20 protein-coding genes are annotated in these 24470 nt (G+C 60.5%); 14 read left to right on the forward strand and 6 right to left on the reverse strand.

What is annotated here, in order from left to right:
- Positions 1-322: 322 nt before the first annotated feature.
- From OBACDRAFT_RS16585 to OBACDRAFT_RS16605, 5 genes are all read left to right on the forward strand, one after another.
- The gene (locus OBACDRAFT_RS16585; protein WP_043587570.1) at positions 323-1339 is read left to right on the forward strand and encodes a (R,R)-butanediol dehydrogenase; all 1017 of its coding nucleotides are present in this window, start codon (positions 323-325) and stop codon (positions 1337-1339) included.
- A 222-nt stretch (positions 1340-1561) separates the two neighbouring features.
- On the forward strand, positions 1562-2563 hold the full coding sequence (locus tag OBACDRAFT_RS16590) for an NAD(P)-dependent oxidoreductase (RefSeq protein WP_043587586.1): 1002 nt from the start codon (positions 1562-1564) through the stop codon (positions 2561-2563).
- Between the two features lie 126 nt (positions 2564-2689).
- Positions 2690-3601, forward strand: coding sequence for an alpha/beta hydrolase (locus tag OBACDRAFT_RS16595; RefSeq protein ID WP_052362151.1), 912 nt, complete (start codon positions 2690-2692; stop codon positions 3599-3601).
- Between the two features lie 130 nt (positions 3602-3731).
- A complete protein-coding gene (locus tag OBACDRAFT_RS16600) occupies positions 3732-4616 on the forward strand; it encodes an alpha/beta hydrolase (protein WP_052362152.1) in 885 nt (294 codons plus the stop codon).
- 495 nt (positions 4617-5111) lie between these two features.
- The gene (locus tag OBACDRAFT_RS16605; protein ID WP_043587573.1) at positions 5112-6131 is read left to right on the forward strand and encodes a GDSL-type esterase/lipase family protein; all 1020 of its coding nucleotides are present in this window, start codon (positions 5112-5114) and stop codon (positions 6129-6131) included.
- A 3-nt stretch (positions 6132-6134) separates the two neighbouring features.
- Here the strand turns inward: OBACDRAFT_RS16605 and OBACDRAFT_RS25635 are convergent, their stop codons facing one another.
- The gene (locus OBACDRAFT_RS25635; protein ID WP_081722132.1) at positions 6135-7250 is read right to left on the reverse strand and encodes a helix-turn-helix transcriptional regulator; all 1116 of its coding nucleotides are present in this window, start codon (positions 7248-7250) and stop codon (positions 6135-6137) included.
- A gap of 141 nt (positions 7251-7391) precedes the next feature.
- Here OBACDRAFT_RS25635 and OBACDRAFT_RS16615 point away from each other — a divergent pair, with 141 nt between their 5' ends.
- From OBACDRAFT_RS16615 to OBACDRAFT_RS30850, 4 genes are all read left to right on the forward strand, one after another.
- The gene (locus OBACDRAFT_RS16615) at positions 7392-10259 is read left to right on the forward strand and encodes a heparinase II/III domain-containing protein (RefSeq protein ID WP_043587574.1); all 2868 of its coding nucleotides are present in this window, start codon (positions 7392-7394) and stop codon (positions 10257-10259) included.
- Between the two features lie 17 nt (positions 10260-10276).
- Positions 10277-11026, forward strand: coding sequence for a type II secretion system protein (locus tag OBACDRAFT_RS25640; RefSeq protein ID WP_088179313.1), 750 nt, complete (start codon positions 10277-10279; stop codon positions 11024-11026).
- Between the two features lie 65 nt (positions 11027-11091).
- Positions 11092-12045: a PEP-CTERM sorting domain-containing protein gene (locus tag OBACDRAFT_RS16625; protein WP_043587577.1), complete on the forward strand. Its 954-nt coding sequence runs from the start codon at positions 11092-11094 to the stop codon at positions 12043-12045.
- Positions 12046-12130: 85 nt separating this feature from the next.
- Positions 12131-12253, forward strand: coding sequence for a hypothetical protein (locus tag OBACDRAFT_RS30850; RefSeq protein ID WP_269799079.1), 123 nt, complete (start codon positions 12131-12133; stop codon positions 12251-12253).
- 362 nt (positions 12254-12615) lie between these two features.
- Here the strand turns inward: OBACDRAFT_RS30850 and OBACDRAFT_RS28425 are convergent, their stop codons facing one another.
- The 5 genes from OBACDRAFT_RS28425 to OBACDRAFT_RS16640 all read right to left on the reverse strand — a co-directional run bounded on the left by OBACDRAFT_RS28425 (position 12616) and on the right by OBACDRAFT_RS16640 (position 16936).
- Positions 12616-12876: a hypothetical protein gene (locus tag OBACDRAFT_RS28425; protein WP_157837143.1), complete on the reverse strand. Its 261-nt coding sequence runs from the start codon at positions 12874-12876 to the stop codon at positions 12616-12618.
- A complete protein-coding gene (locus OBACDRAFT_RS28975; RefSeq protein WP_198529929.1) occupies positions 12869-13273 on the reverse strand; it encodes a hypothetical protein in 405 nt (134 codons plus the stop codon). The genes OBACDRAFT_RS28425 and OBACDRAFT_RS28975 overlap by 8 nt, the downstream gene beginning before the upstream one ends.
- Positions 13274-13405: 132 nt before the next feature.
- Positions 13406-15181 (reverse strand): right-handed parallel beta-helix repeat-containing protein, encoded by a 1776-nt coding sequence (locus OBACDRAFT_RS16630; RefSeq protein ID WP_081722133.1) that lies wholly within the window; start codon positions 15179-15181, stop codon positions 13406-13408.
- Positions 15182-15273: 92 nt separating this feature from the next.
- On the reverse strand, positions 15274-16014 hold the full coding sequence (locus tag OBACDRAFT_RS16635; RefSeq protein ID WP_052362155.1) for a prepilin-type N-terminal cleavage/methylation domain-containing protein: 741 nt from the start codon (positions 16012-16014) through the stop codon (positions 15274-15276).
- A gap of 79 nt (positions 16015-16093) precedes the next feature.
- Positions 16094-16936, reverse strand: a complete 843-nt coding sequence (locus OBACDRAFT_RS16640; protein WP_043587581.1) for a hypothetical protein — start codon at positions 16934-16936, stop codon at positions 16094-16096.
- A 156-nt stretch (positions 16937-17092) separates the two neighbouring features.
- Here OBACDRAFT_RS16640 and OBACDRAFT_RS25645 point away from each other — a divergent pair, with 156 nt between their 5' ends.
- From OBACDRAFT_RS25645 to OBACDRAFT_RS16665, 5 genes are all read left to right on the forward strand, one after another.
- Complete coding sequence (locus OBACDRAFT_RS25645) at positions 17093-18118, forward strand: helix-turn-helix domain-containing protein (RefSeq protein ID WP_157837144.1); 1026 nt, start codon at positions 17093-17095, stop codon at positions 18116-18118.
- Positions 18119-18184: 66 nt separating this feature from the next.
- On the forward strand, positions 18185-19240 hold the full coding sequence (locus OBACDRAFT_RS16650; protein ID WP_081722135.1) for an AraC family transcriptional regulator: 1056 nt from the start codon (positions 18185-18187) through the stop codon (positions 19238-19240).
- Positions 19241-19358: 118 nt separating this feature from the next.
- Positions 19359-22226 carry an alpha-amylase family protein gene (locus tag OBACDRAFT_RS30855; RefSeq protein ID WP_112787782.1) on the forward strand — a complete coding sequence of 956 codons (2868 nt, stop codon included), beginning with the start codon at positions 19359-19361 and terminating at the stop codon, positions 22224-22226.
- A gap of 41 nt (positions 22227-22267) precedes the next feature.
- Positions 22268-23026 carry a CBM96 family carbohydrate-binding protein gene (locus tag OBACDRAFT_RS16660; RefSeq protein ID WP_043587582.1) on the forward strand — a complete coding sequence of 253 codons (759 nt, stop codon included), beginning with the start codon at positions 22268-22270 and terminating at the stop codon, positions 23024-23026.
- A gap of 134 nt (positions 23027-23160) precedes the next feature.
- Positions 23161-24470 (forward strand): sialate O-acetylesterase (locus tag OBACDRAFT_RS16665; RefSeq protein ID WP_043587584.1); only part of this gene is annotated, 1310 nt, incomplete at its 3' end.

Consider the following 24470-nt stretch of genomic DNA (forward strand, 5'->3'; position numbering starts at 1 on the left):
GCCACGCTGTCCACACCTGACGCCGCTGGCTGGCGCGAAGCCCGGATCACATTCGATTCCCCAGCCCCTTACATTGCCAGCCTCACCTTCATTGCCCGCCTCGCCCCCAACCACGCCCGCGCCAAACTCTGGATCGACGACATCACCCTGCGTCCATCCGACTGACTCATCTGCTTCATCACCCATCAAAAAAATGAAAATCCCGTCAAGCTGCGCCAAAGACGCGGCGGACGGGATTTGCTTTAATCACCCCCGCGCCAAGCGCATCATCCGCCTCCCACCTCCCGCCTCCTAACTCCTAATTCCTACTTCCTCATTTCCCATGAAAGCCGCCACCTACGAAGGTAACAAAACATTCCGCGTCGCCGACGCCACGCCCGTCGCTCCCGCACCCGACGAAGTTCGCCTCAAAGTTGCCTATGTCGGCATTTGCGGCACCGACGTCCACATCTACCACGGACACATGGACCAGCGCGTCAAAATACCACAAGTCATCGGCCACGAAGTCTCCGGCACCATCGACGCCATCGGCTCCGGCGTCACCGGATTTGCCATTGGCGACGCCGTTGTTGTCCGCCCGCTGGACAACCGTGCCGAGACCCCCGCCGACCGCGGCAACAGCCACATCTGCCGCAACCTCAAATTCATCGGCATCGATTCCCCCGGCGGCTTTCAACAACTCTGGAACGTCCCCGCATTCGCAGTCCACAAAGCCCCCCCCTCAACCGACCTCAAACTCGCCGCACTAACTGAGCCCCTCGCCGTTGCCTGTCACGACGTGCGCCTCGGCGGCGTCAAACCCGGCGAACTCGCCGTCGTCATCGGCGGCGGCCCCATCGGCATCCTCGTTGCGCTCGTCGCCCGCGCCGCCGGTGCGCAAGTCATCATCAGCGAAGTCAACGAACTCCGCCTCGCCTTCGCCCGCTCCCTCGGCTTCGAAGCGCACAGCCCGCTCTCCACCGACCTCCCCGCCCTCTGCCGTGCCAAAAGCGGCGACTCCGGCGCGGACATCGTCTTTGAAGTCTCCGGAGCCAAATCCGCCGCCGCCACCATGACCGACCTCCTCGCCATCCGCGGGCGCATCGTCGTCGTGGCCATTTACCCGAAACCCACCGAGATCAACCTCCATCAATTTTTCTGGAAAGAGCTCAAACTCATCGGTGCCCGCGTTTACGAACGCGAAGACTACGAACAAGCGCTCAAGCTCATTGCCAGCCGCCAGCTCCCGCTCGAAAAACTCATCACCCGCGTTGAACCGCTCTCCGGCATCCAAGCCGCCTTTGAAAACCTAGGCAGCACGCCCGACGCGATGAAAATCCTCATCGACTGCCAGGCCTAAAAGTAGCCCTTGTCTTAACGGTAGGGAGGCCTCTCCGAGGCCTCCGCAACCACGCTTCATCTACCTATAAATTTCGCATCCACACACCACGTTAACGGAGGCCTCTCCGAGACCTCCCTGCCAGCCTGCCAGTTAGGCGATGACGCCACTTTCTCTTTCAAATTTCCCATGCCCATTAGTGTTCATTAGTGACCATTAGTGGTTAAAACCGCATCTCTCACCATGACCCAAAAACTCAAAACCCTCTTTGCCTGCACCATCGAAGATACCGACGCCCGCGCGCGTATCCAAAAAGTCACCACGCTTGTCGAAGCCCCTGCCGCTGACACCCCCGAAAAAGTCCTCGCCGCCGCCACCCAAGCGCAAGCCGATGCGATCATTGTCCCCTTCACCGCGCAGCACCTCATCACCCGCGAAGTGATCGACGCCCTCCCCGGCCTGCGCCTCGTTGGCAGCACCTACGGCGGCGTCCGCCAAAACATCGACGAACTCCACGCCCTCTCAAAAAAACTCTGCGTCATTCACACCGGCCCCACGCGCATCCGCCCCATGGCGGAATACACCCTCGGCCTCGCCCTCACCTCGCTCACCCAAATCGCCAACTACCACCACTACATGCGCAGCGGCGAAGCCTGGCCCCGCGCGAAATTCGGACGCACCCGCATCCTCCACAACCGCAAAGTTGGCGTCATCGGCTTCGGATGGATCGGCAAAGGCATCGCGCAACTCTTCCAACACTTCACCCCCCACATCACCATCTACTCCGAACACTCCACCGAAGCCGCGCTCCGCGAACAAGGCTTCCGCAAAGCCCCCTCGCTCGCCTCGATGTTTGCCGAATGCGAAGTCATCATCCTCGCCGGAGGTCACAACCCGAAGACCCACCACATGATCCGCCGCGAACACTTCGAGGCCATGGCCGACGAAGCCCTCTTCATCAACATTGCCCGCGGCAAAATGGTGCTCCAGTCCGACATGATTGACGTGGTATCCAAAAAAAACATCCACCTCGCCCTCGACGTATTTGAGGAAGAACCACTCGAAGCCGACAGCCCCCTTCGTCACAACGACCGCGTTCTCATCGCCCCCCACCGCGCCAACGCCCCGCGTGAATTTGAGCAACGCTGGCAATTCCTCGCCGACGAACTCGAATGCTACGCACGCGGCGAACGCCCCCTTACCGCGCTCGACCCTGTCCGCGCCGCCGTCATGAGCGAATCCTGATGGCAGCGGGGGGGGAGGGGGGCAACAGGCCCAAAGCGCGAAAGGCAACAAAAGGGCATGCCATAGATTTCAGTGCCTCGATATTTTTACTGCACTGATCACGGTCATTCTATTCCCATTACAACCATGAAGCGCATCTCATCCCTACTCATCCTCCTCGCCCTACCCCTCCTCTTCGCCGCCACCATCAACGTCACCGCCGCCCCACGCGTTGAAAACGACATCGCCTACCTCCCCCCCGACCGCACCGAAAAACTCGACGCCTACCTCCCCGACCCCGCCGTCTGGCCCGGCCCCCACCCCGCCGTCCTCTTCATCCACGGCGGCGGCTGGCATGGCGGCGACAAAGCCAATGCCCGCGAACGCAACATCGGCGAAAACCTCTCCGCCGCGGGCTACGCCGTTTTCTCCATCAATTACATCCTCAACACCCGCGAAAAAGACCCCGCCACCGGCCAATTCCGCACCACCCGCTTCGTCTGGCCGCAAAACCTCTACGACTGCAAAAGCGCCCTCCGTTACCTCCGCGCCAACGCCGACCGCTACAATCTCAACCCCGACCGCATCGCCGTCATGGGCGGATCCGGCGGCGCGCGCCTCGCCCAACTTCTCGGCGCCACGGCCCGCCACGACGAGTTCAACCGCCACGGCCATTACACAGAACAGTCCAACGCCATCTCCTGCATCCTCAGTTTCTATGGCAACTACGACATACGCGGCACCCATCACTTCGCCGACGGAGGCCTGCCACCCGACGAAACCGCCGCGAAACAAGCCGAAGCCTCCGCCATTACCTACCTCGACAAAAACACCCCGCCCATGCTCATTGCCCACGGCACTGCCGACAAAACCGCCCCCGTAGAAACCTCCCGCCTCCTCGCCGAGCACCTCCGCCGACTTGGCGTCGATTACTGGTATGTTGAAATCGCCGGTGCCCCGCACTCCTTCCACCTCCAGCCCAAGCAAATGGACCTCCGCCCCACCGTCCTCACCTTCCTCGAAAAGCACCTCGGCAAACCCATTCCGAGCACTCGCTAAACCCCAGATATTACTTTCAACGAAGAATCTCCTCATGACAGTCATCTGTATTCTTCGTTCACTTCGTTGCCTTCTGTGCAAAAATCCTGCCTCTCAGCACCACCTCCCTCCCCCCCCCCCTCTTTCACCCATGCGTTACACACTCCTCCTCGCCACGCTCGCCATGACAGCACTTGCAACCGCCGCACCGCGCCTTGAGAGCGACATCTCGTATCTTGGCCCCGATCGCGCCGAAAAACTCGACGCCTACCTCCCCGACCCCGCCGCCTATCCCGGTCCCCACCCAGCCATCCTCCTCATCCACGGCGGAGGCTGGAGCGGCGGCGACAAAGCTGCAGCCCGCGAAAAAAACATCGGCAACACCCTTGCCGCCCACGGATACGCCGTCTTCTCCATAAATTACCTCCTCAACACCGGTCCAAAAGATCCCGCCACCGGCAAACGTAAACTCACCCGCCTTGCCTGGCCGCAAAACCTCTACGACTGCAAAACCGCCCTCCGCTACCTCCGCGCCAACGCCGACCACTACAAGCTCAACCCCGACCGCATTGCTGTCATGGGCGGCTCTGCTGGCGGACACCTTTCCATGCTCGTCGGAGCCACCGCCCGCAACAAAGAGATCAACAGCCACGGCCTCTACACCGACCAATCCACCGCCGTCACCGCCATCATCAATTTTTACGGCGACTACGACATCAGCGGACGCCCCGTTTCCCCCTTTGCCGGAGCCACGCCCGAGGAAACCAAAGCCAACGAAACCGCCGCCTCCCCCATCACCTACATCGACAAAAACACCCCGCCCATGCTCATCGCGCACGGTGCTGCTGACAAAACTGTCTCTGTCGAACGCTCCCGTCTCCTCACCAAACACCTTCAACAAGTCGGCACCGATTACTGGTACATCGAAATCGCCAAAGCCCCCCACACCTTCGACCTCCAGCCCAAGCAAATGGACCTCCGCCCCCTCGTCCTCACCTTCCTCGAAAAACACCTCGGCAAACCCAAACAAAATTAAACCCCACAAAACAAAAACACACCACCGAGGCACCAAGCCACCGAAGCGCGTGAGCTTATGACTTTAATTTTAAACGCAAAGATGCGAAGGTTCTTCGACGTTTTCAGTGGGGAACAGGATTCCGCTATGGAGTGCGGCGATTCATCGCCGCTTTAGGCGACGTGATTCATCACGTCGCCTCACCTTACCCTCTTGCTACCCTCTTCCTACCGTCTGGCAAAGGACGCACCGGAAAGCAGGAGCTGGGAGGGCGGGAGGGCGGGCCGTTAAAACGACCCGTCAAAAGCGGCGATGAATCGCCGCACTCCATGTCGAACCACCGAAAATGTCGAAGAACCGACGCGAAGACACAAAGTCCTTCATAATCACTGACTTTGCATCTTCGCGTCTTTGCGTTTCAATCCCCCCCCCCCCCCCCTTCGCTCTCAGGAAACATCTCTGTCTTGCCTGCCTCAGTGCCTTTGTGTCTCTGTAGTTAACTCAACTCCTCTTATCATGCCCGATCAAACAGCCTCCCTCGAATTCCATAACGCCCACCTCGACCCCCGCGAAGGCGGCACCTGGCAACTCTCGCGTTACCCCGCCCCCGTGCGTCACGCCCTCAACGAACGCGGACGCATGGTGACGATGGACGCCTGCGGCGTGGAAATCCGCTTTGTCACACCTGCCAAAAACATCCGCGTCACCCTCACCGCCGAAGACGCCGACACCGACGTGCAAGTTTACTGCGGAGCCTTCCTGCACCTCACCCAACGCCTCACGCGCGGTATCCCCACGGCCATTACACTCACCCCGCCCGAACGCTTCCCTGAAGCCACCGACGCCGCCCTTGCCTCCGGCGGCTGGTCCCCTGACGTCTGGCGCATCGCCCCCGGACGCGCCGCATTCCTCTTTCACCACCTCGAAACCTTCGGACACCCCGTTCGTCCGCCGACCCCTGCCGAAAAACCCGCCATCAACTGGCTGGCCTACGGCTCCTCGATCACGCACTCGCACCACGCCGGATACCCCTACCACGCCGCCCGCCTCCTTCACTGGAACCTCTGGGGCAAAGGACTCTCTGGCGCATGCCACATCGAAAAAGAAGCCGCCGATTATCTCGCCGCCACCGCAGCCCAAATCAAAGCCTCGATCATCACTGCCGAACTCGGCGTCAACATGCGCGGCGACTACACTGTCGAAACCTTTGCCGAACGCGCCGCGTATCTCCTCAAAACCCTTCGTAGTCAAAACCCCGGTACGCCCATCGTTCTCATCACCGCCTTCACCAACAGCGCCCATTACGCCCGCGCCCCGCGTGCCGACTTTGACCGCCAGCACGGGTTCGACGCCGCCCTGCGAGACTTGGTCGCCCGCACCCGCGCCTCTGGCGACACCCATGTGCACCTCATCGAGGGCACCGAACTCCTCACCGACTTTACCCTCCTATCCGCCGATGTCCTGCATCCCACGCCCAGCGGCCACGCCCTCATGGGCCACAACCTGGCCGACCGTCTGCGAACCCTCGCCGGTTAAATTTCACACCTGCGTGCTCGGCCCGAAATACGTCTCCGATAAAATACGCTGCCGGTAAGTCTGCGGCGTAACGCCTGTTTCGCGCTTAAACGCCCGTCCAAACAACGTCGGAGTCGAAAACCCAACCGACCTCCCCACATCGGCCACCGTGCGCGACGAATCCGCCAGCAACTGCTGCGCGATGTCCACCCGCACAAACCGCAGGTAATCGAAAACCGTCTTCCCTGTCATCTGTCGGAACGCCCGTGAAACATGTCCCGGACTTAACCGCAAATGCCGCGCAACCTCATCGAGAGTCAGTGAACGCCGGTGATTCTCGAATAAAAATTCCTTCGTCCTACGCACGATAAGCTCCCCGCGTGTGACGGACGACTGGGCCGGCATCTCGCGCCGCTCTCCCGTCGCACCCGTCCGCATCACGGCGCGGGCGCACAGCACCGACAACCCCAGCATCATCGAAGTGATCCGTAACTTGTAACCCGGCGGGCGCTGGTCGAACTCATTGCGAACCTCCCTGATCAACTCGTGTACCGCAGGAGTCACTACACCCGGAATATAACGCGGCTTCCTTGTGAATTCGCGCAGGAAGTCCAGACCGTCCGGACCAAACTCGAACGAAAAATCCGACGGCGTCTGGTATTGCAATATCCAGTCGCGTTCATCCTGGGTACACTCGTTGATCGCGATAAACCGCCGCTTCGACACCCGGGGCACGGCAGCCCAGTTCTGCTGCTCGGCAAACCATCTTTCCTTCCTCATCTCCTGCTCCGCCTTCCGCCGTTCCAGCACCACCCCATCCTTCACCGACAACAACCCCAGATCCTCTGCGAAGTGCCAGATCACCCGCAGCACATGCATCCTCGACGCCCGCCCCTCCTGCCGCGGCCGGTAAGTCCGCGCCCACTCGCTCGGCAGCAAACACGCATCATTAGGACGCAACAGCCACACGCCCTCCTCCCCCGCCACCTCGATCTCGTGATCCACATCGAGAAAAAACAGCAGCATGTGCGCCCGCGGCGCCGCAAACAAACCCTTGTCCCGATCAATGCTGTAAAGCCGCTCGTCCACCTGCATCTCCACCGGAAAGTCACTTGTGATGATTCGTGTGCTTAGTCCCATGGATCAAGTCGCTACCCGAAAACCCCGCCCCGATCCTCAAATTATCATTTTCAGGCGATCCTTGCTCTTCCTGGGCGATGACACCCGCCCCCCATCTTGATATGATTACCGCGTTCGCCACCCACGATTCACCAACGCCCAATGATCTTTCCCCGATTTATCCTCCGCGCCCTTCCCATCGTCCTTGTCCTGACGATTTCAGGACAATTCGCCCCTGCGCCAGTCTCTGCCGCCACCCTACAGGAAGTGTCCGCCGCTAAGTTTTCCGAAGGCCCGCTCACCCCATCGCCCGACGGTTGGACGCTGACCGGCGCCCCCGGTCCTGACTTGGAAATCGCCCGACTCGCACCCGACTCCCGCGCCATCCGTCTGTCCAAGGAACCCGGTCCCGCCCGCATTCTCACCATCCCACTCCCCGGCCTTGCCACGCGCACCACCTCGCCACGTGTCACCTTCCTTATCGAAATCGGCGCCGGGGCACCCAGCGACAAACCGGCCTCTGCGCAACGCGCCCTCCACTGGTTCGTCAAAAAAGGCACCCTCGATCTTCGCGCCGATGCCTCCGGTATCTTTTTAACCGATACAAACAAAAAACGCACCCTGATCACTCCCCCCTCCCCCGCCGCCGTATCAGACAACCAACTCGCCCGCATCGAACTCGACTACGACACCGCCGCCAAAACCATCACCGCCGCCCGTGTCAACAACGTCGCCGCTCCCGCCTTCGAACCCGTATCCAATAAAAACTTACTCCTGCGCGGCGGCCTGCAAATCATCGCTCCTACAGGCTCCACCCGATCCGTCCTCCTCAGACGCGTCGCCATCACCAACGGCATCACCAGCGCCATGCGGAACGACGCCGCCGTTCCCCGCTGGCTCCATCCGATTTCTCCACCCGCGGAACCCTCCGATACGCCCAATCCGCCGCTTCCCACCTGGACACCGCTCCCACGAAAAACCGCCAACGCACTCACCTTCACACCCGATCCCGCACGTCTCGCCAATCCGCCCTTCGCTGGCGAAATCCTCCTCTCCCGCGCCGACTTTGCCCGCCTCACCGAAGCCCTTGCCACCCAGCCCGACCTGCGCGCCGCCTGGGAAACCAGCGAAAAAGCCGCCCGCCAGCTTCTCGCCGATGGCAACTGGAGCCACTGGTTCCCCGACCCTGCCAAAACCGGACGCTACACCTACACCATCCGCGGCATCCTCCCGCGCCTCGCGCTCCTGCACGCCGCCAGCGGCCAGCCCGACCTCGGCCAACTCGTCCGCCTGCTCACCCTCGACCTCATCCGCCGCCCCCTCCCCTTCTGGACTCACGCTGAACTCCGCAAATACGACCCCGCCGCCCCGCTCGGCCGCCTCGAAACCGCCGAACTCGCCCGCGGCCTTGCCCTCGCCTGGCAATGGAGCGCCGACCTCTTTCCAAAAACCGAACCTGAACACGCCGAAATCCGCGCCGCCCTCACCCGCAAAGGACTCGACCCCAGCCTGCGCTGGCTCCAAGACCCCGAACGCCGCAACAACTTCATGGCCGTCATCGGAGGCGGCGCGCTCGCCGCCGCCCGCATTCTCGACGACGCCCCCGCCGCCGAACTCGCCGCCACGCGCATGGAAGACTGGCTCGGCCTCATCGAAAACGACGGCAGCTACGGCGAACCCGTAGGATATTTTGAATACGGCGCCTCCGCCTTTTTTTACGGCTGGTGGGCGCTTGGCCGTGACGAAGGCGTTGCCCGCCTCCATCGCCACCCCGCGCTCAAAGGCACGCTCCCCTGGATGGCCGCTCACTACGTCCTCCACCGCAACTCAAACACCGCCACCACTCCCGCCGCTGCCACGCTTACCCCGTGGCGGGTAAACTTTGGCGACGACGATTTCACCAGCGCGGCCAGCCCCATGGTTTGCGAATCCCTCGCCCTCGCTTGCAACGACGGACTCGGCACCTGGATGTCACAAAACCTCGGTCCCGCCGCCGGACGCCGTTCACTCAACATCTACGAATTCCTCTTCCGTCTCGGCTCCCTCTCCCACCCCTTGCCCGAGCCCATCGCCCCTCCCCCCCCCCTCCCCCCCGCCCGCATCTACGACGTCGGCCCCGCCATCCTGCGCTCCGGCTGGACCTTTGACCGCGACATCGTGCTCGCCTTGCGCGGCGCTGGAGCCGCCCGCACCGGCTACTCACACGACCGCGGCAACCGCAACGCCTTCATGCTCTTTGTTGACGGCGAAATCTTCTTCGCCGCCCCCGGACGCGCCAGCTACCGCAGCACCCTTGGACGCGAATGGGACTGGCGCATCACCAGCCACTCCGCCGTCTCGCTCGACGACCAGATGCAACTCCGCGACCGCGTTGCCCGCTACACGCATTTCTCCGACGACGGCAACCTCGTGCAACTCGCCAGCGATGCCACCCTCGCCTACCGCGATGCTCCCCGCTCCATCACCCGCCGCGTCTGGATGGACCGCTCGCGCGGCCTCATTGCCATCGAAGACATTATTCAGACAAACCCCTCCAAACCCTCTGCCATCGGCTGGCACCTCCTCCTCGCCAACCACGACGGCCTCAGCCGGATCACCCCACCCTTCGACTCCGATGTGGCGCGGGCGTCTCGCCCGCCCGATCATTCTGACGCGTCCGGCGGCTGGCGTTTTCAACGGCCCGACGGCGAAGTTAAATTCTGGATACACGCCAGCCATCCGCTCCACGTTGAAGACGCGCCCGGCATCATGCACACCGCCTACTCCTACTATCCCGGAGACCCCGGCGAAGGAAAACCCGGCAGTGCCCGCCATCTCACCTGGCGACCGGAAAACAACGCGCGCTTCGACGACCTCCGCATCTGGACGTTGATCCTCACGCGCTCACAAAACACCCCCGACGCCCGCGCCACCTTCGACGCCTCCTCCACCTCCGCCTCCGGCCCCACCTGGACGCTCAACACTACCGGCCAGAGCACACCGCTCACCTTCCCCCGTTCCACCGACAATCTCCCGCAAAGCAAAGAATGACCCTCCCCCCCCCTGCCATGAAATTTTCCACTTCCGATTTTAGCTTTTCAGATTTCAGCCTTTTAGTTTTTCCCGGCGCGAAGCGCCGCGCCGCCTTCACGCTCATCGAACTCCTGACGGTCGTCGCCATCATCGGCATCCTTGCCGGTATTGTGATTAGCGGCATTTCCGGCGTTCGCAAAAAAGCCAACCAAGTCCGTTGTCTCTCCAACCTCCGACAAGTCGGCGTGGCCATCATAGCCTACGCCAACGACAACAAAGACAACCTACCTGGGCCTACTCTTCTGGGTGCCAGTTCCACCTACACCAAAACCAGCAAACAATACCTTGGTTACCATCTTGCCTCTTATGTCAGCATGAGACGCCCCGAGGATTTGCAAACGGGTGAAACCGAAATATTCCCCTACCTGCGCTGTCCCCAACGCGTCTTGGCCAACCCTGACGACTCCGCTCCCTTTTTCATCGTTCAGTGCCGCGTGCCCACCGGACGCACCAGCAATGGCACCGGGCGTATTCTGGGCCAATACAATGAACCCTCACCAAAGGACAAACCCGCGCGTTACGCGGAACTTGAACACATTGGCGGCCCTTCCCGTGTCTGGGCATTGGTCGAAGCAGATCAAGGGCTGGGCGCATGGAAAACAGTCAAGGACTCTGGCTGGTTCAACAACCTCCCCGTAAACCCCGTCCACGGAGGCTCTCGTGTCGTCCTCTTTTTCGACGCTCGCGTGCAACTTATGAAAGACCTGCCACCTGATCCCCAGTAGTCGGCACACTCACCCATTCCTGCATCCCGATTTTTTCCGCCCACCAACACACACGAATTACCACCATGAAAACACATACTAAACACATGCTCCGCACCACCACTGCCGCTCTCGTGCTCGCATTCACCGCCGCCATGCTCAACACGCAGGCGCAAGCCCAGACAATCCCTCCCGTTTACTCGGAAGACTTCGCCGCCGCCACCTCCCGCGACTCGTGGTATTCCTCCGGCGCCGCCAGCGCTGCCCCTTACGACTCGACTGCCAAGGCCATCAAACTCACCGCGCTCAATGCTGGTTCCGGGAAACACATTCTCACCTACTTTGATAGCACCGCGCTTGCCATCGGTGATTCACTAACGCTCGACTTGACCTTCAGCGTGAGCGGCACCACCGGAGGCACGATTTCAGGAGTCAGCGGCGCCACCGATCAATTCCGTTTCGGCCTCTTCAACTCCGGAGCCAACGGACACGTCTCCAAAGACAATCACGGCGTATCGGGAACAAGTTCGACCAACGGCATCACCGACGGCTTCAGCAGTTATGTCGGTTACAGCCCTACGATGGCCAAAAGCTCCCTTGGATTGCGAGAACGCGATGCGCTCACCGGACAGCTCCTCACCGCTGCTGACGCCTACACCGCTTTCAACTCCGCCAACAACGAGCTCTCGTCCGATTACGTTACAGGAACCCTGCTCACCAGTGGACAAACCTACAGCATCAGATTCGCACTCACCCGTGTCGTCGCCGACATTATGTCGATGAGCATGATTTTCAGCGGCACCGATTCCGAAGGCACTGCATTCAGCTACACCATCAGCGGCCAAGATAAAACCGGCATCATTTCCACCTTCGACACCCTCGGAATTTCGGTGAATAACTCCACGGTCGATTTCCTCATCAAGAGCGTCGAGATCAACCACACCATCGCCCCGGTTCCAGAGCCCTCCACCGTTGCGATGCTGGCCGGACTCACCGGACTGCTTGCCGCCAGCCTCATCCGCTTTCGTCAACGCCACTAAGTCCTCCCCCCCCTCATGGGCTGGGCAAACACGACTGTCGGCGATAGCCGCCCGGTGGCATGTGGAACACCCGGTGGCATGGTGGATGTGGACACGCGATTTTGCGTTTACCCTCCTATCCGCCGACGTCCTGCATCCCACGCCCAGCGGCCACGCCCTCATGGGCCACAACCTGGCCGACCGTCTGCGAAGCATCACGAATCCCTGATCTGATATTGGAAAAACGCCTGCAAGCGCGGCAGCGCAGAGAGGTCTCCCAATGCCATTCGCTGTTTTAACGGTAGGGAGGCCTCTCCGAGTCCTCCGTCTCCCGCCGCCACGCTCCAAACACCGATGAGCGTCGTATCCTCCCTCACACTACGCACGGCGGAGGTCTCGGAGAAACCTCCCTACCAGGTAGGAAATGGCTACTGATTCATTGAAGGTTCTCTATTCAGAAACATCGGAGGCCTTTGATGTTTTCAGTGACGCGGAAGCGCCCGTAGCGCAGGCATCTTGCCTGCAAACTAATCTACTGCACGAAGCGCGGTGATTTTTGCTGCGTTTATTTTTGGGAAGCAGCGCTTCGCGCTATTGACTCGATTGCAGGCAGGATGCCTGCGCTACGGGCGCTTCCGCGCCATCTCCCACATCAACTACTCGGTTTTCCACTGAAACCATCGACGAACCAATATCGGCATCCTTTGATGTAAACGGAGCAAACGCCGCCAACTCTGGGTCACCACGATCTGAATACAACGTGGCCCACAGATTTACGGCATGTTCTCCGACGATTGGAACACCTTTGCTAAAGACGGGAGCGAAATCCGCTGGTGTTGTTTGCTCAGACACGGGGACGAAGACGAGAACATGACCGGAAGTGAGCGCGGACGTAGGCCAATCTCTCGTTGGTAAAAGGTGAATTTTCCGCCTGCAACTGTTCCCGCGTCACCAAACCGGCTTCGAGCCGTGCGGTATCTTGGAGCCGCAAAAGTTCTTTGCGAAAAAACGTATTGGCCGTGGTAGGCACCAATGGAATAGCGGCCAACGTTTCATTGATGAGAGCGAGCCGGGGTTCTGGAGCCAATGTCCGCAAACGCGCCAAAATCTCTTCCCGTCTGACGGCGGGACTCTCGGTGCTGGCGACTGCTGCCGTCGCTGCATTGGCCTGTTTCGAAATGCGAACCATGTCCCGCACGCCACCGCTCCGCCGCGCAAGATCAAGTGCTCCGATGACAACATCGTTCACGCAGCCCCCCCCCCCCCCCCCGCACGCTGAGCGTCGATGCATCCTTGATGCTGGCGATGAGCTGATTCACTGGTGCCTCGGCTCCGAAATCCGCGTTGTCGCCGCGGTATCAATAGAGAGGCAATCGATTCGTCAGCGCGGCATATTGAGGATATCAGATGGGGCGCCAATGGCGTTGGCATCCATGCCGTCTTCCCACGCACCGCGGTCACGTCCGTCGGGGAAATTTTTGACGCTGTCGGGCCAGCCTTGGCGGATAGGATAATCGCTGCCGGTGTTTTTACCGGGAGTGCCAGAGCGCAGACGCAGGTCGCGCTTTTCGTCCGGACTATTTGTAGTGGCTGCACCGATACCGGGTGACACAAAATGGCGTTCGAGTTGCGTGTCGGTGAGGGCGTCTTTTTCGGTGGCGTGGGTGTCGATGTTGTAAAGGTTGGCCTCCCAATGGTTGTCACCGCCGTCATCGGTGCGCGAGGCTCCGCGAAAGACGACGTTGGCCTTGGGCGAATGCGAGAAAAAGACGTTGTTGACGAAGTCGTAACCGTGCCAGCGGTCGGGATGGGGATCGGTGGTTTTTTCCCAGAGGTTGTAGGAGTTGGCGTAAAACGTGTTGTTATAGAATTTGATATTCTCGGCCTTACCGGCCCAGTCGTGACCGCTCTTGATGCCGAAGCCGTTGTTTTTGGTTGCTAGATTCATCGCAGTCTGGAGCCGGGTGCTTTCGACGATGTTGCGGTAAATGTAAATGGGACCGGGGGAATTGGAGGTGACGCTGATGCCGGTCCACGCTCCGCAAATATGGTTGTTGAAAAACTCGATGTTGGCGGACCAAGGGGATTCAAATTCGATGCCATCGTCGAGAATGTGAGCGAGGGTGTTATGGTGAATGCGGATACGGTTTTTGCGGATGCCCATGCCGTCCCATTGACCGACGATGAGGCACTCGCGGATTTCGCTGTCCTCAAGGTTTTCGAGTCGGAGGCCGACTCCCTGCCAAGGTCCCGCGTAGCGGGCCCGGGTATAGGTGCCGATTTCGTGCGTGTATCCGCCATGCCATTCCCATTCGTTAGGAATGCCGTTGAGGATGCGAACGCGAGCAATGAGAACTTGCGCGACGGTGGCGTCGGATTTGGCGGGGCTGATGGAATCTATGCCGCGCCAGCAGTTGCGAATGGTGAGGTCGCGGACTTCGATGTGCGAAGCGGGTTTTCCGGTGTTGAGGAGGATGCCGTAAGCAGCGCCGTTGCGGAGTTCGAGCGAGCGGATGCGGAGATGGCTGTTGTTAGCGAGGTCGATTACGGCAGGGGCGCGTCCAATGCTGAGGGGGGTGCGATTGGGGTCCTGATCATTGTCGAGTTTCAGGTAGATGTGTTGGTTGTCGCGAAAAATGCCTGCGCCGCGTGGTGCCGCTTTGAGTCCCTGAAGGCTGGCGTAGGTGGCGATGAGACGGTCGCAACCGTGGTTGCCGGGGACGCCGGTGAGGGAGGCCCAAGTGTTCACTCCGGGTATGGTGATGCCGCTGATGGGCAGCGTAGCACGGTAACAGACGAGGCCGATTTTTGGGTCGTCGTAAGGGGTCCAGAGGGGGGGGGGGGGGGAGGAAATGCTGGCGGCGAGGTTTTGAAAGGCGGGGTCGGCACCGTCGATGATGGTGGCGGGACCGGAGCCTTCGAGTGTAATGGGAGAGTCGATACGCCCGGATGCTTTGAATGTAATGTTCTCGTGATACACGCCGGGAGCGAGGCGGATGGTGTCGCCGGGAGCGGCGGAATCGAGCGCGGCCTGAATGCTTGCGTGGGGCTGGCGTTTGCCATCGGCGCGCTCGATCATGACCGCAGGGGCGGCGAATGCTGTCGATGCGGTCAGGGCTAGAGATGCAAGGAGGAGATGTCGGAAGATTTTGTTCATTGTTTTTTTCGGATCGTGAGCGCGAAAGCACTTAGGCGTGTCTTTGCATGATGCCTGTTTTCCAGTGTGTGATTGGACGCCGTTCGCTTTCCTTAGTAATTGTAACGCCAAAATGATGTTTGGTTGGAGGTGCTGTGCTCTTTCAGCATTTCTGCTTTGGGAATGCGCCGCACGTGGCCGTCAACAAAGGCGACGTTGATGGAATTGCCATGCGGGTAGAGAGGCTGTGCGGCGGAGCTTTCCCTGATCTCGGGATTGCTGAGGAGGAGCAAGTAATTGCTACCCGCCGTCGTGTTGATGGCACCGTCCATGAAGAGGGCGGTGCGCGAGGGGGTGGCAAAGGTGGCACCGGGCGGCGTGTGTTCGGCGACCTTGAAACCTTGTGCATCGTCACCATCGGCGCTGTTGCCGGTGCCACTGGAGGCGTGCTTGTTCATGGAATAGGTGCGGTCGAATCGGCCTTCCGCCGCGGTGAGGTTTTGCGGAGGACGGAGCTTGAAGGACGAATCGCATCGCAGGACGGATGGACCGCCGGGTGTCCAGTCAGACACCGTGTAGTGCATGGATAGATACGGCAGGATTGAACCGGATGTCGTGGATAAGTAATGCCAGCGTTTGGCAAAGGGCATCCGTTTGTGATCCTCGGCGTAGAGAAGAGCCGCCGTCGCGAGTTGTTTGAGGTTGCTGGTGCACTTGGCGGCAGCCGCGGTTTCGCGGACCTTGCTGACTGTTGGTATGATGATGGCGGCAAGAATGCCGATGATGGCAATGACGGTCAGCAGTTCAATGAGAGTGAAGCCGGAGACACGAATACGTGTGTGCTTTGAGTTCATGGGGGGGGGGGGGGCGAAGATGGTGTGAGAAGGAAAGGTTGGGGCAATGTCAGAGCAAGTGATCTTTTGTAGTTGTTTTTCAACGACGACGTAATGCTCGCTTGAGCATCAACACCGCGAGGGCAACAAATCCCGCACCTAGGGCAACGGAGCGGGGTTCGGGAATCGGGGCGACATCTGCCCACGTGGTGGCAATCACAAGGTCATTCACAAAATACCGATCGGTCATTTCGTTGCTGACACCACGGAAGCCGACCGCGCTGATTGAAGCAAGACCGTTGACTGAAGAGATGGTTCCAATGGGAGTGTCGCTCGATGAGGTCGGATTTATCCAAAAGGTCACAGTATTAAAAACGCTCAAACCTACGCCTTTGGAATAGCGAACAACAATATGGTAGTTTGTCCCATCGGCTACACTGGAGCCAGCGATGGTGTTAGTGCTACCGGTAGTCGGGCGGGCGAAAAGGGCACCGCTTGACATACCGACGTTGAGACGCAAACCACTGTGGGTATCTGTGCTGCCACCGGTGCTCGACGCCTGATCGAGCCAGAGGGCAAAGAAATCGTTACCCTCGTGTCCGGTCGCCGAGATCGTGAAACTGACGTAGAGTTCGTCTCCACTTTGCGCATCGAATGTGCGGTAGGCGATTTCGTTGCCGTTGGGTGCGGCGGTGCTGCCGACGCCAAACTGAGCGGAGCCGTCGGCGACCAAAGCGGCTGAGCTGGCTGTCCATGCCGCAGTCCAGCCGGTACCGCCGGATGCGCCGTTGAGGGCGGAATTGGCTGTGTAGGAAAAGCTGTCGGTGGCGACAATCGTGGCACTGGCCTGCGCCACAAAAAGGGGCAGGAGTACGGCAAGGCTAATGGCAAGGAATGTGTTACGTGGCGAACGATGCGTGTTGGGTGTGTTGGGTGTTTTCATAGAGGAGTGATGTTGTCTGGCGAACTGGTCGCCTCTGAATTGTGAGGATGAGTCTAGTCGGATAAGTGTCCGGCGTCATCAGCCAAAAGTTGCATGTCTCGACTCTGGTTGATATTTTTCTGTGCCTGCCGGGAGAAAACGAATAGGGATCGAAACATGGGCCGATATATTCACGTCGCCGAACATTTGCTGCCTCCGCTGTGTTTTCTGGATGAACGCATGTTTCATCTGCCCTCAGGAAAGTCGCTCTACACCGTGCCGGGGGATCCGATGGTGCTCTTGTTTCTCGATGCAAATCATGACGTCGTGCTGCCTGGTCCGGCTGAATCTTCCGAGCGGACTACGCACGCTCCGCTGCATGTGGTGACCGGCGACATTTGCGTATTCCCGGCCAGCTTGCCTCGCGTTTACCGTCGGCATTCTCCGCCAAAAAACACGTCGCTACGCACAACGAAAAGCACAGGCGAAAGCGCGAGCCGCATCCATGTTTTGCGGGTGCTGTTTCGATTTCCAGTTTGCGCCGCCGCCGACCAAAGCGCCCCTGATAACGGCGCGTCGTTGTCGTTGCCCGACGCGTCAGATGCGATGCAGTTCGTGCGCGACTTTGTGAGCGAGTTTCGCCACCTGCCCGGCGGAATCACGCCTGCGGTGCATGAGCGCATTACGACCTTTCGTCAGGAGGTGGAAACGGGCGCGCCCGGATACCATTTGCGAATGAGCGCCATCTGGCTCGACTTTGTCGTCGAATGCGCCCGCGCCATGGCCTCCGCCGGGAAATCCCAGATGATGACGCCCAAAACGCCTGCGGGCGAAAAGCACACCAACCGTGCTGATGTCCTCGTGCAGCGCACCAAACAATTCCTGGTCGAAAACCACGCCAGTCCGCTGACTCTCGACGAAATTGCCTGGCAGGCAAAACTGAGCCGCGAACATGTGGCGCGCACCTTTCGCCAGCAAACCGGGCAAACTGTTTTTGATTACCTCGCACGAGTACGCATCGAGGCGGCGCAGCAACTCTTGACTGACTCAGCCCTGCCGGTCACGGAGATTGCGCATCGCACCGGTTTTTCATCCCCGACGCTGTTTGGACGGGTTTTCAAACGGCTGATCGGCCAGACCCCGCAAGCCTACCGGCAGGAAGTGCTCTCCCAAGTGCGCTTCCGTCCGAGCATCCTTTTGTAGTTTATTCACCGATACCCTTCAATATCTCCCAACCTTTACTCCTCACATTCCCCCCTTCATCCCGCCATGGGCCGCATCCTCCACTCCATCGACCGCCTCCCCCCGCCGCTCCTCCTTGCCGAAGAACGCCTCACCGTCATCCCTCGCGGCGAACGCCTCGTCGTGCCCAACCGCCACATTGTCCCCAATCGCTGCGTTAAAGTTCTCTACTTCATTCAGGCCGATTTTGAGATGTCCATTGTTGGGCGCCCCCCGTTGCGCATCCGCTCTGGCGACATCCTTTTCGTGCCGCTGCCCGTGATGCAGACCTATCGCGCCATTCGGAACGTCGAAAGCATCAGCCACACACTCCGCCTCCTTATCGCCCCCCGCTCCGCGACGGACATCGACCCCATCTTCGCCGACGCCCTGCATGACATCCACCACCTCCCGCGCGGCATGACCCCGCGCCACCACGAACTCATCAACCACCTCCGAACCGAAATCGACAACCGCCAGCCCGGCCACCGCTTCATGGTTGGCGGCCTTTCCCTCGAACTTCTGACCGAAACCCTCCGTCTCATACAGTCCTCAATAACAAAAGAAAACGTCGCTATCGCCACCCCCGACACCCGCGTTCCCAACTCGGAATCCATCGCAACCAACACACACGTCCGCCGCGCCAAGGAATTCATTCTCGAAAACTACGAAAAAACGCTGACCCTTGCCGACATTGCCTGGAGCGCCCGCCTTAGCCGCGAACACCTTGCGCGCCTCTTTCACGAAGCCACTGGCCTCACTGTTTTCGATTACCTCACTCAGATCCGCATCGAGGCCGCCAAAAGTCATCTCTGCGACAGCGTCCTTCTCGTCAGCCAAATCGCCGCTCTCTCCGGTTTCACTTCTGACGCCCTATTTTGTCGCACCTTCAAAAAGCACACCGGTTTTACTCCCATGGCATGGCGTCGCCATATTTTTGAAAACTCCGACTTCGAACCCGCCCTTCGCTATCAACCTGCCACGATCACCGAGACCGCGCCTGCCGAAAAAGAAACCGACAACGAGAACACCCGCGCCGCAACCCTTGCCCGCAAAGTCGAATCCCGCCTCGTTCCCCGGAAACCGCCATCTCGCAAACCCTGAATCCCCAAGCCGTGTGTGTGGTGGGGGGGGGGGGGAACGCGATCGCCACATCAACCACAGTCAATCCTTCTAACTCCCAGCTAATGACATTCTCCGGCAGATGCTATAGGATGAACGCATGTCTCCCCAGATTGCCTCTTTCGCACGTCGCTGCCGCCTCGTCCACACACTATCTGGTGCACTGCTTGCCATCGCATTTGCGTCCGGCCCGCTGACGGCGATCATCGCCAACGCTGGCGCATCTGAACTCACGGCGGCCACGGCCAACCAACTCCCCTTCGCCAACGGCTTCCCCTTTCACATCCCCCCCACCGGCACCCAACCGGGCACCGCGCCCTACGACCTCGCGATCCCGCCGTCCGCCAACACAAAAATCGACAGCCCCATCAGCATTCGCGGCGACCAATTCATCGTTCGCCATTTGACATCAAACACCAGCCCCGACACCGGCGAACCCATCCGCTTCTGGGGCACCAACCTTTGCTTTTCCGGCGTATTCCCCGAACACGACATCGCTGACCGCATGGCCGCGCGCATGGCCACACTCGGCATCAACATCGTCCGCCTTCACCACTTCGACCAACGCCGTTTCCCCGGCGGCATCTGGCATCGCGACGCCCCCGGCGCCTCCAAATCTCCCAACGAAGACGACATCGCCCACCAAACCTTCGACCCAGAATCCCTTGACCGCCTCGACTACCTCATCGCCGCCCTCAAAAAACGCGGCATCTACACCAACCTAAACCTCAAAGTCTCCCGCATATTCAGTCCCGACCACGACGGCCCCGACTTCCCGAAACCCGATCCTGCCAAAAACGAAATCCTGCCCAAAAAAGGCAAAGGCTTTGACCAATTTTACACCCCCGCCATCGCCGCGCAAAAAGACTACGCCCGCCGCCTCCTCACCCATCGCAACCCCTACACCGGCCTCACCTACACCGAAGACCCCGCCGTCGCGATGGTGGAGATCAACAACGAAAACGGCATCCTCTGGGCCTGGAACTACCGAATCCTTGACCGCATTCCCTCCCGTTTCATTGACGAACTCGCCGCCCGCTGGAACACCTGGCTTCGTAACCAATATTCCACTACCGACGCACTCCGCGCCGCATGGAATCCGGCGAGTGGCGCGGGCGTCCCACCCGCAACCGGAACCGTAGCCTCCCGGTCCGTTCCCTCCACCGGTGGCAACCTCTTGGAAAACATCCCCCCCGCCCTCTTCACCGCCAAAAAAGCCCGCGCCACCCTCGCCCCGCTCACCGCCGCCGCCGACGCCGACGATTCCACCCCGGCCTCCCGTCGCCTCACCGTTGCCGAAGTCCCTGCTGCCACCGCTTGGAATGTCCGCTGCAACTGGCCCCTCCCGACCGCGCTTCCCGCCGACGCCACCTACACCGCCACCCTTCGCCTCCGCGCAAACCAACCCCACAAAATCAAACTCCGCCTCCGCTCCCCGTCCGACAACAAGGACCTCGCGCCCGTCCGCACCCTCAACCTCGCCACCGAGTGGAAAAACCACAGCACCACCTTTGCCATCCCGCCGGGTGACGCCGCCGTCGCCGCCCAACTCACCCTCGAAGCGGGCATCCCCGGCCTCGTCCTCGACATCGACTCCGCTTCCCTTCAACCGCTCACCAGCAAAAACCTCCTCGGCCTCCCAGCGGGCCAAGGTCTCGTCTCCCAAAGTGGCGCGGGCGGGACGCCCGCGCCACGCCCCGTCGAATGGGTATTCCGCCGCGATCTCCCCTCCCGCACACCCGCCGTCGTCACCGACGTCATGCGCTTCCTCCGCGACACCGAAATCGCCTACTGGCGCGAAATGCACGCTTTCTTACGCAACGACCTCCGCGTCGCCGCACCCATAACCACCACCGCCGTTGGCTACACCACGCCGCAAATCGCCGCCGAAACCGCCGACTTCATCGACACCCACCGCTACTGGGGATCACCCCGCTTTCCCGCCTTTGACCGGACAAAACCCTGGACCGTGCAACAAAAACCCATGGTCTCCCACCCCGCCCAGTCCACCATCGAACGCATGTCCGCCCGACGTGTATTCGGAAAACCATTCACCATCACCGAATACAACCACCCGCCCTCCACCGACCACCACGCCGAGGCCTTCCCCCTCGTCGGCGTCTGGGGCGCCGCGCAAGGCTGGGACGGCCTCTTCCAGTTCGCCTACTCCCACAGCCGCGCTTGGGAAGCTGACATCATGACCGGCTTCTTCGACACCGAGCCCAACCCCGCGCACACCGTCGCCGCCCTCGCCGCCTCCGACATCTTCCGTCACCGCCGCATCACCCCCTTTGCCTCCACAAAAACCGGCTACGTCACCCTAGACCGCCAACTCGAACGCCAGAACAACTACGCCTTCCCTCGCGAAATCGAGGCCGACGCCATCTACGGAGGACTCCCGCCCGACGCCTGGCTTACCAACCGCGTCGGCCTCGCGCCAAGTGACGCGGGCGTCCCGCCCGCAACCCTTGCCCCTCCGCCCTCCGTCTCCCAAAGCCTCGTCTGGGACGCCGCCAACCCCGCCACCGCCCACGTCCGTTACACGGGCGACGGCGTTGCTGGCCTCATCGGATTCGTTTCCGGCCAGACCCTCGATCTCGGATGGCTCCGTATCACACCCGGCACTACATCACTCAACGGCTTCTCAATTGTCATGCTCAATACCGTTGACCGCCAAGCCCTCGGAGCCCCCGGACGCTACCTGCTCACTGTGGCCGTCCGAGCCTCCAACCTCGGCATGGGCTGGAACGCTGACCGCACCGGCTTCGGCAAAAAATGGGGCACTGGTCCCACCCATGCCGAAACCGCCCCGATCGCGCTCGATTTCGCCTCTGCCACCGGCGTCCGGGTGTATCCGCTCAATCCCGACGGAACACGTCGCCCGGAACTCCCGCCGGTCTCCCTCCCGGGTCGCTTCGAAGCCACTCCTGCCAGCAAAACTCTCTGGTACGAAATCATCCTCCCGTAACCAAACATAAACTACACTCCAACCGTTAGCCAATAAACGTTATGAAACACACAATCCTGTTAACCCTCGCCGCGCTCCTCGCGGCCCCCCTCGGCGCCAACGCCCAGACCGTCGTCCATGATCCACTGCTCCCCTCTGCTGACACCCACGTGCGTGGGTCAAATTCCGCCAGCTCAAATTACGGAAGCGCCAACTATAACTATATTTCCGTCCGAGCAACCACTAGCAGCAACAAGCGCTACGCATATCTGCAATTCGACGTATCCTCCATCACCGACCCGATCACCAACGTCACGCTCACCCTGACGCTTTCCGAAGACATCGCATCTGCTCGCACGGCTTCCACCCTCCAACTCTATGGCCTCATCTTTGCGAACGATACCGAAGCCTTGGCCCTCGGGTTGGAAACCTCTCTTAACTACAACAATGCTCCCGCTCCCTGGGGCTCTGGCTCCTCTTCCGCCAGCGCCACCGATCTGCTCAGCACTGTTCCGCTTCCTATAGCGGGGGAAGCAAAATCAACCGCAGGCTCGTCCTTCATCTTTGAAAGCAGCTCCCAATTGGTGTCCTTCCTCGAAGCCGCCCGCCTCAATCCCGATCTCAGCATCGTAACACTCGTTCTCACGGAAAGCACCGGTCAAACTACTAACGGAGAAATATTCTTCGCTTCAAAAGAAAATACCACTCGTGCTAGACCGACCCTCACGATCACCACCACCGCCGTCCCCGAACCCGCCACATGGGCGGCATTCGCCGGCCTGACGTTGCTGGTATTCGCAATTCTGCGCCGCCGCCGCTAAGCACCGCCCCGTCTCCCAACGTAAATCGACTTAAATCGACTTAAATCGATTTAAATCGATTTAAATCGAATTATATCGACTCACGTCGATTTACGTCCCCTCCCCTCCCCCCCCCCCCCCCCCGCCGCCGCCTCGTGAAACCCGCCCGTATCCTCCTCACATTCCTAGCCATTCACGCGGTAACCACCCGCGCCGACGTCACCCTTGCGCCCATCTTCACCGACTCGGCAGTGCTTCAACGCGAAAAATCAATCCTCATCTGGGGAACCGCCGACCCCGGCGAAAAAGTCACCATTACCTTTGCCGACCAGTCAGCCACCACCACCGCGAACGACGCCGGCCAGTGGCACGTCACCCTCCCCCCCCACCCCGCCTCGTCCGAACCGCGACAATTCATCGTTCAAGGCAAAAATAAACTCACCCTAAACGACATCGTCGTTGGCGAAGTCTGGCTCGCCTCTGGCCAGTCCAACATGGAATGGATCGTCCAAAACACCGATACTGGCAGATTCGAAACCACCTTCGCCCAAAACCCCAACATCCGCCATTACAAGACCGCCAAAAAACCCTCCCTCACCCCCCTTCGCACCGCCTCCGGCGCATGGGAACGCACCACACCCGACACCGTGGGCCGCTTCACTGCCGTTGGCTACCACTTCGCCGCCGAACTCCACCGCGCCCTCGGCATCCCCATCGGCATCATCAACAGCAGTTGGGGAGCCACCCGCATCGAAGCCTGGATGGACGCCAGCGCCCTCGATGCCAACAACGGCCCCGCCTTCGTCACAATCCATTCACGCTGGCAACAAACCCTCGCCGATTACCCCGACGCCAAAAAACAACACGACGCCGCGCTCAAAGAATGGACCACCAAACGCGACGCCGCCAAAACCGCTGGGAAAACCTTCACCCAACGCCGCCCCGATGCCCCCCCGCGCGCCGGACAAGCCCACCGCGCCCAACCCAGCGGACTCTACAACGGCATGATTGCCCCGCACACCCCCTACGCCCTGCGCGGCATCATCTGGTATCAAGGCGAAGGCAACGCCCGCCGCCACTTCGAGTATCGCGAATTCCAGACCGCCCTCATCACCGGCTGGCGAAAACAATTCGCCCAAGGCGAACTCCCCTTTTACTGGGTCCAACTCGCCAGCTACAAAAGCGACGCCGCGAACGGAACCGACTACGCCTTTCTCCGCGAAGCCCAGACCCAATGCCTCGCGCTCCCCAACACCGGCCAAGCCATCACCATCGACATTGGCAACGCCAACAACATCCACCCCCGCAACAAACGCGAAGTCGGACGCCGCCTCGCCCTCCTTGCCCTCCACCGCACCTACGACAAAACCACCCTCGTTGACAGCGGCCCCCTCTTCATGAGCGCCGAGCGCAAAGGCAACGCCATGCGCGTCCACTTTCAACCCACCGACCCCTCCCCCCCCCC

The organism is Geminisphaera colitermitum TAV2 (assembly GCF_000171235.2).
Taxonomy (GTDB): Bacteria; Verrucomicrobiota; Verrucomicrobiia; order Opitutales; family Opitutaceae; genus Geminisphaera; species Geminisphaera colitermitum.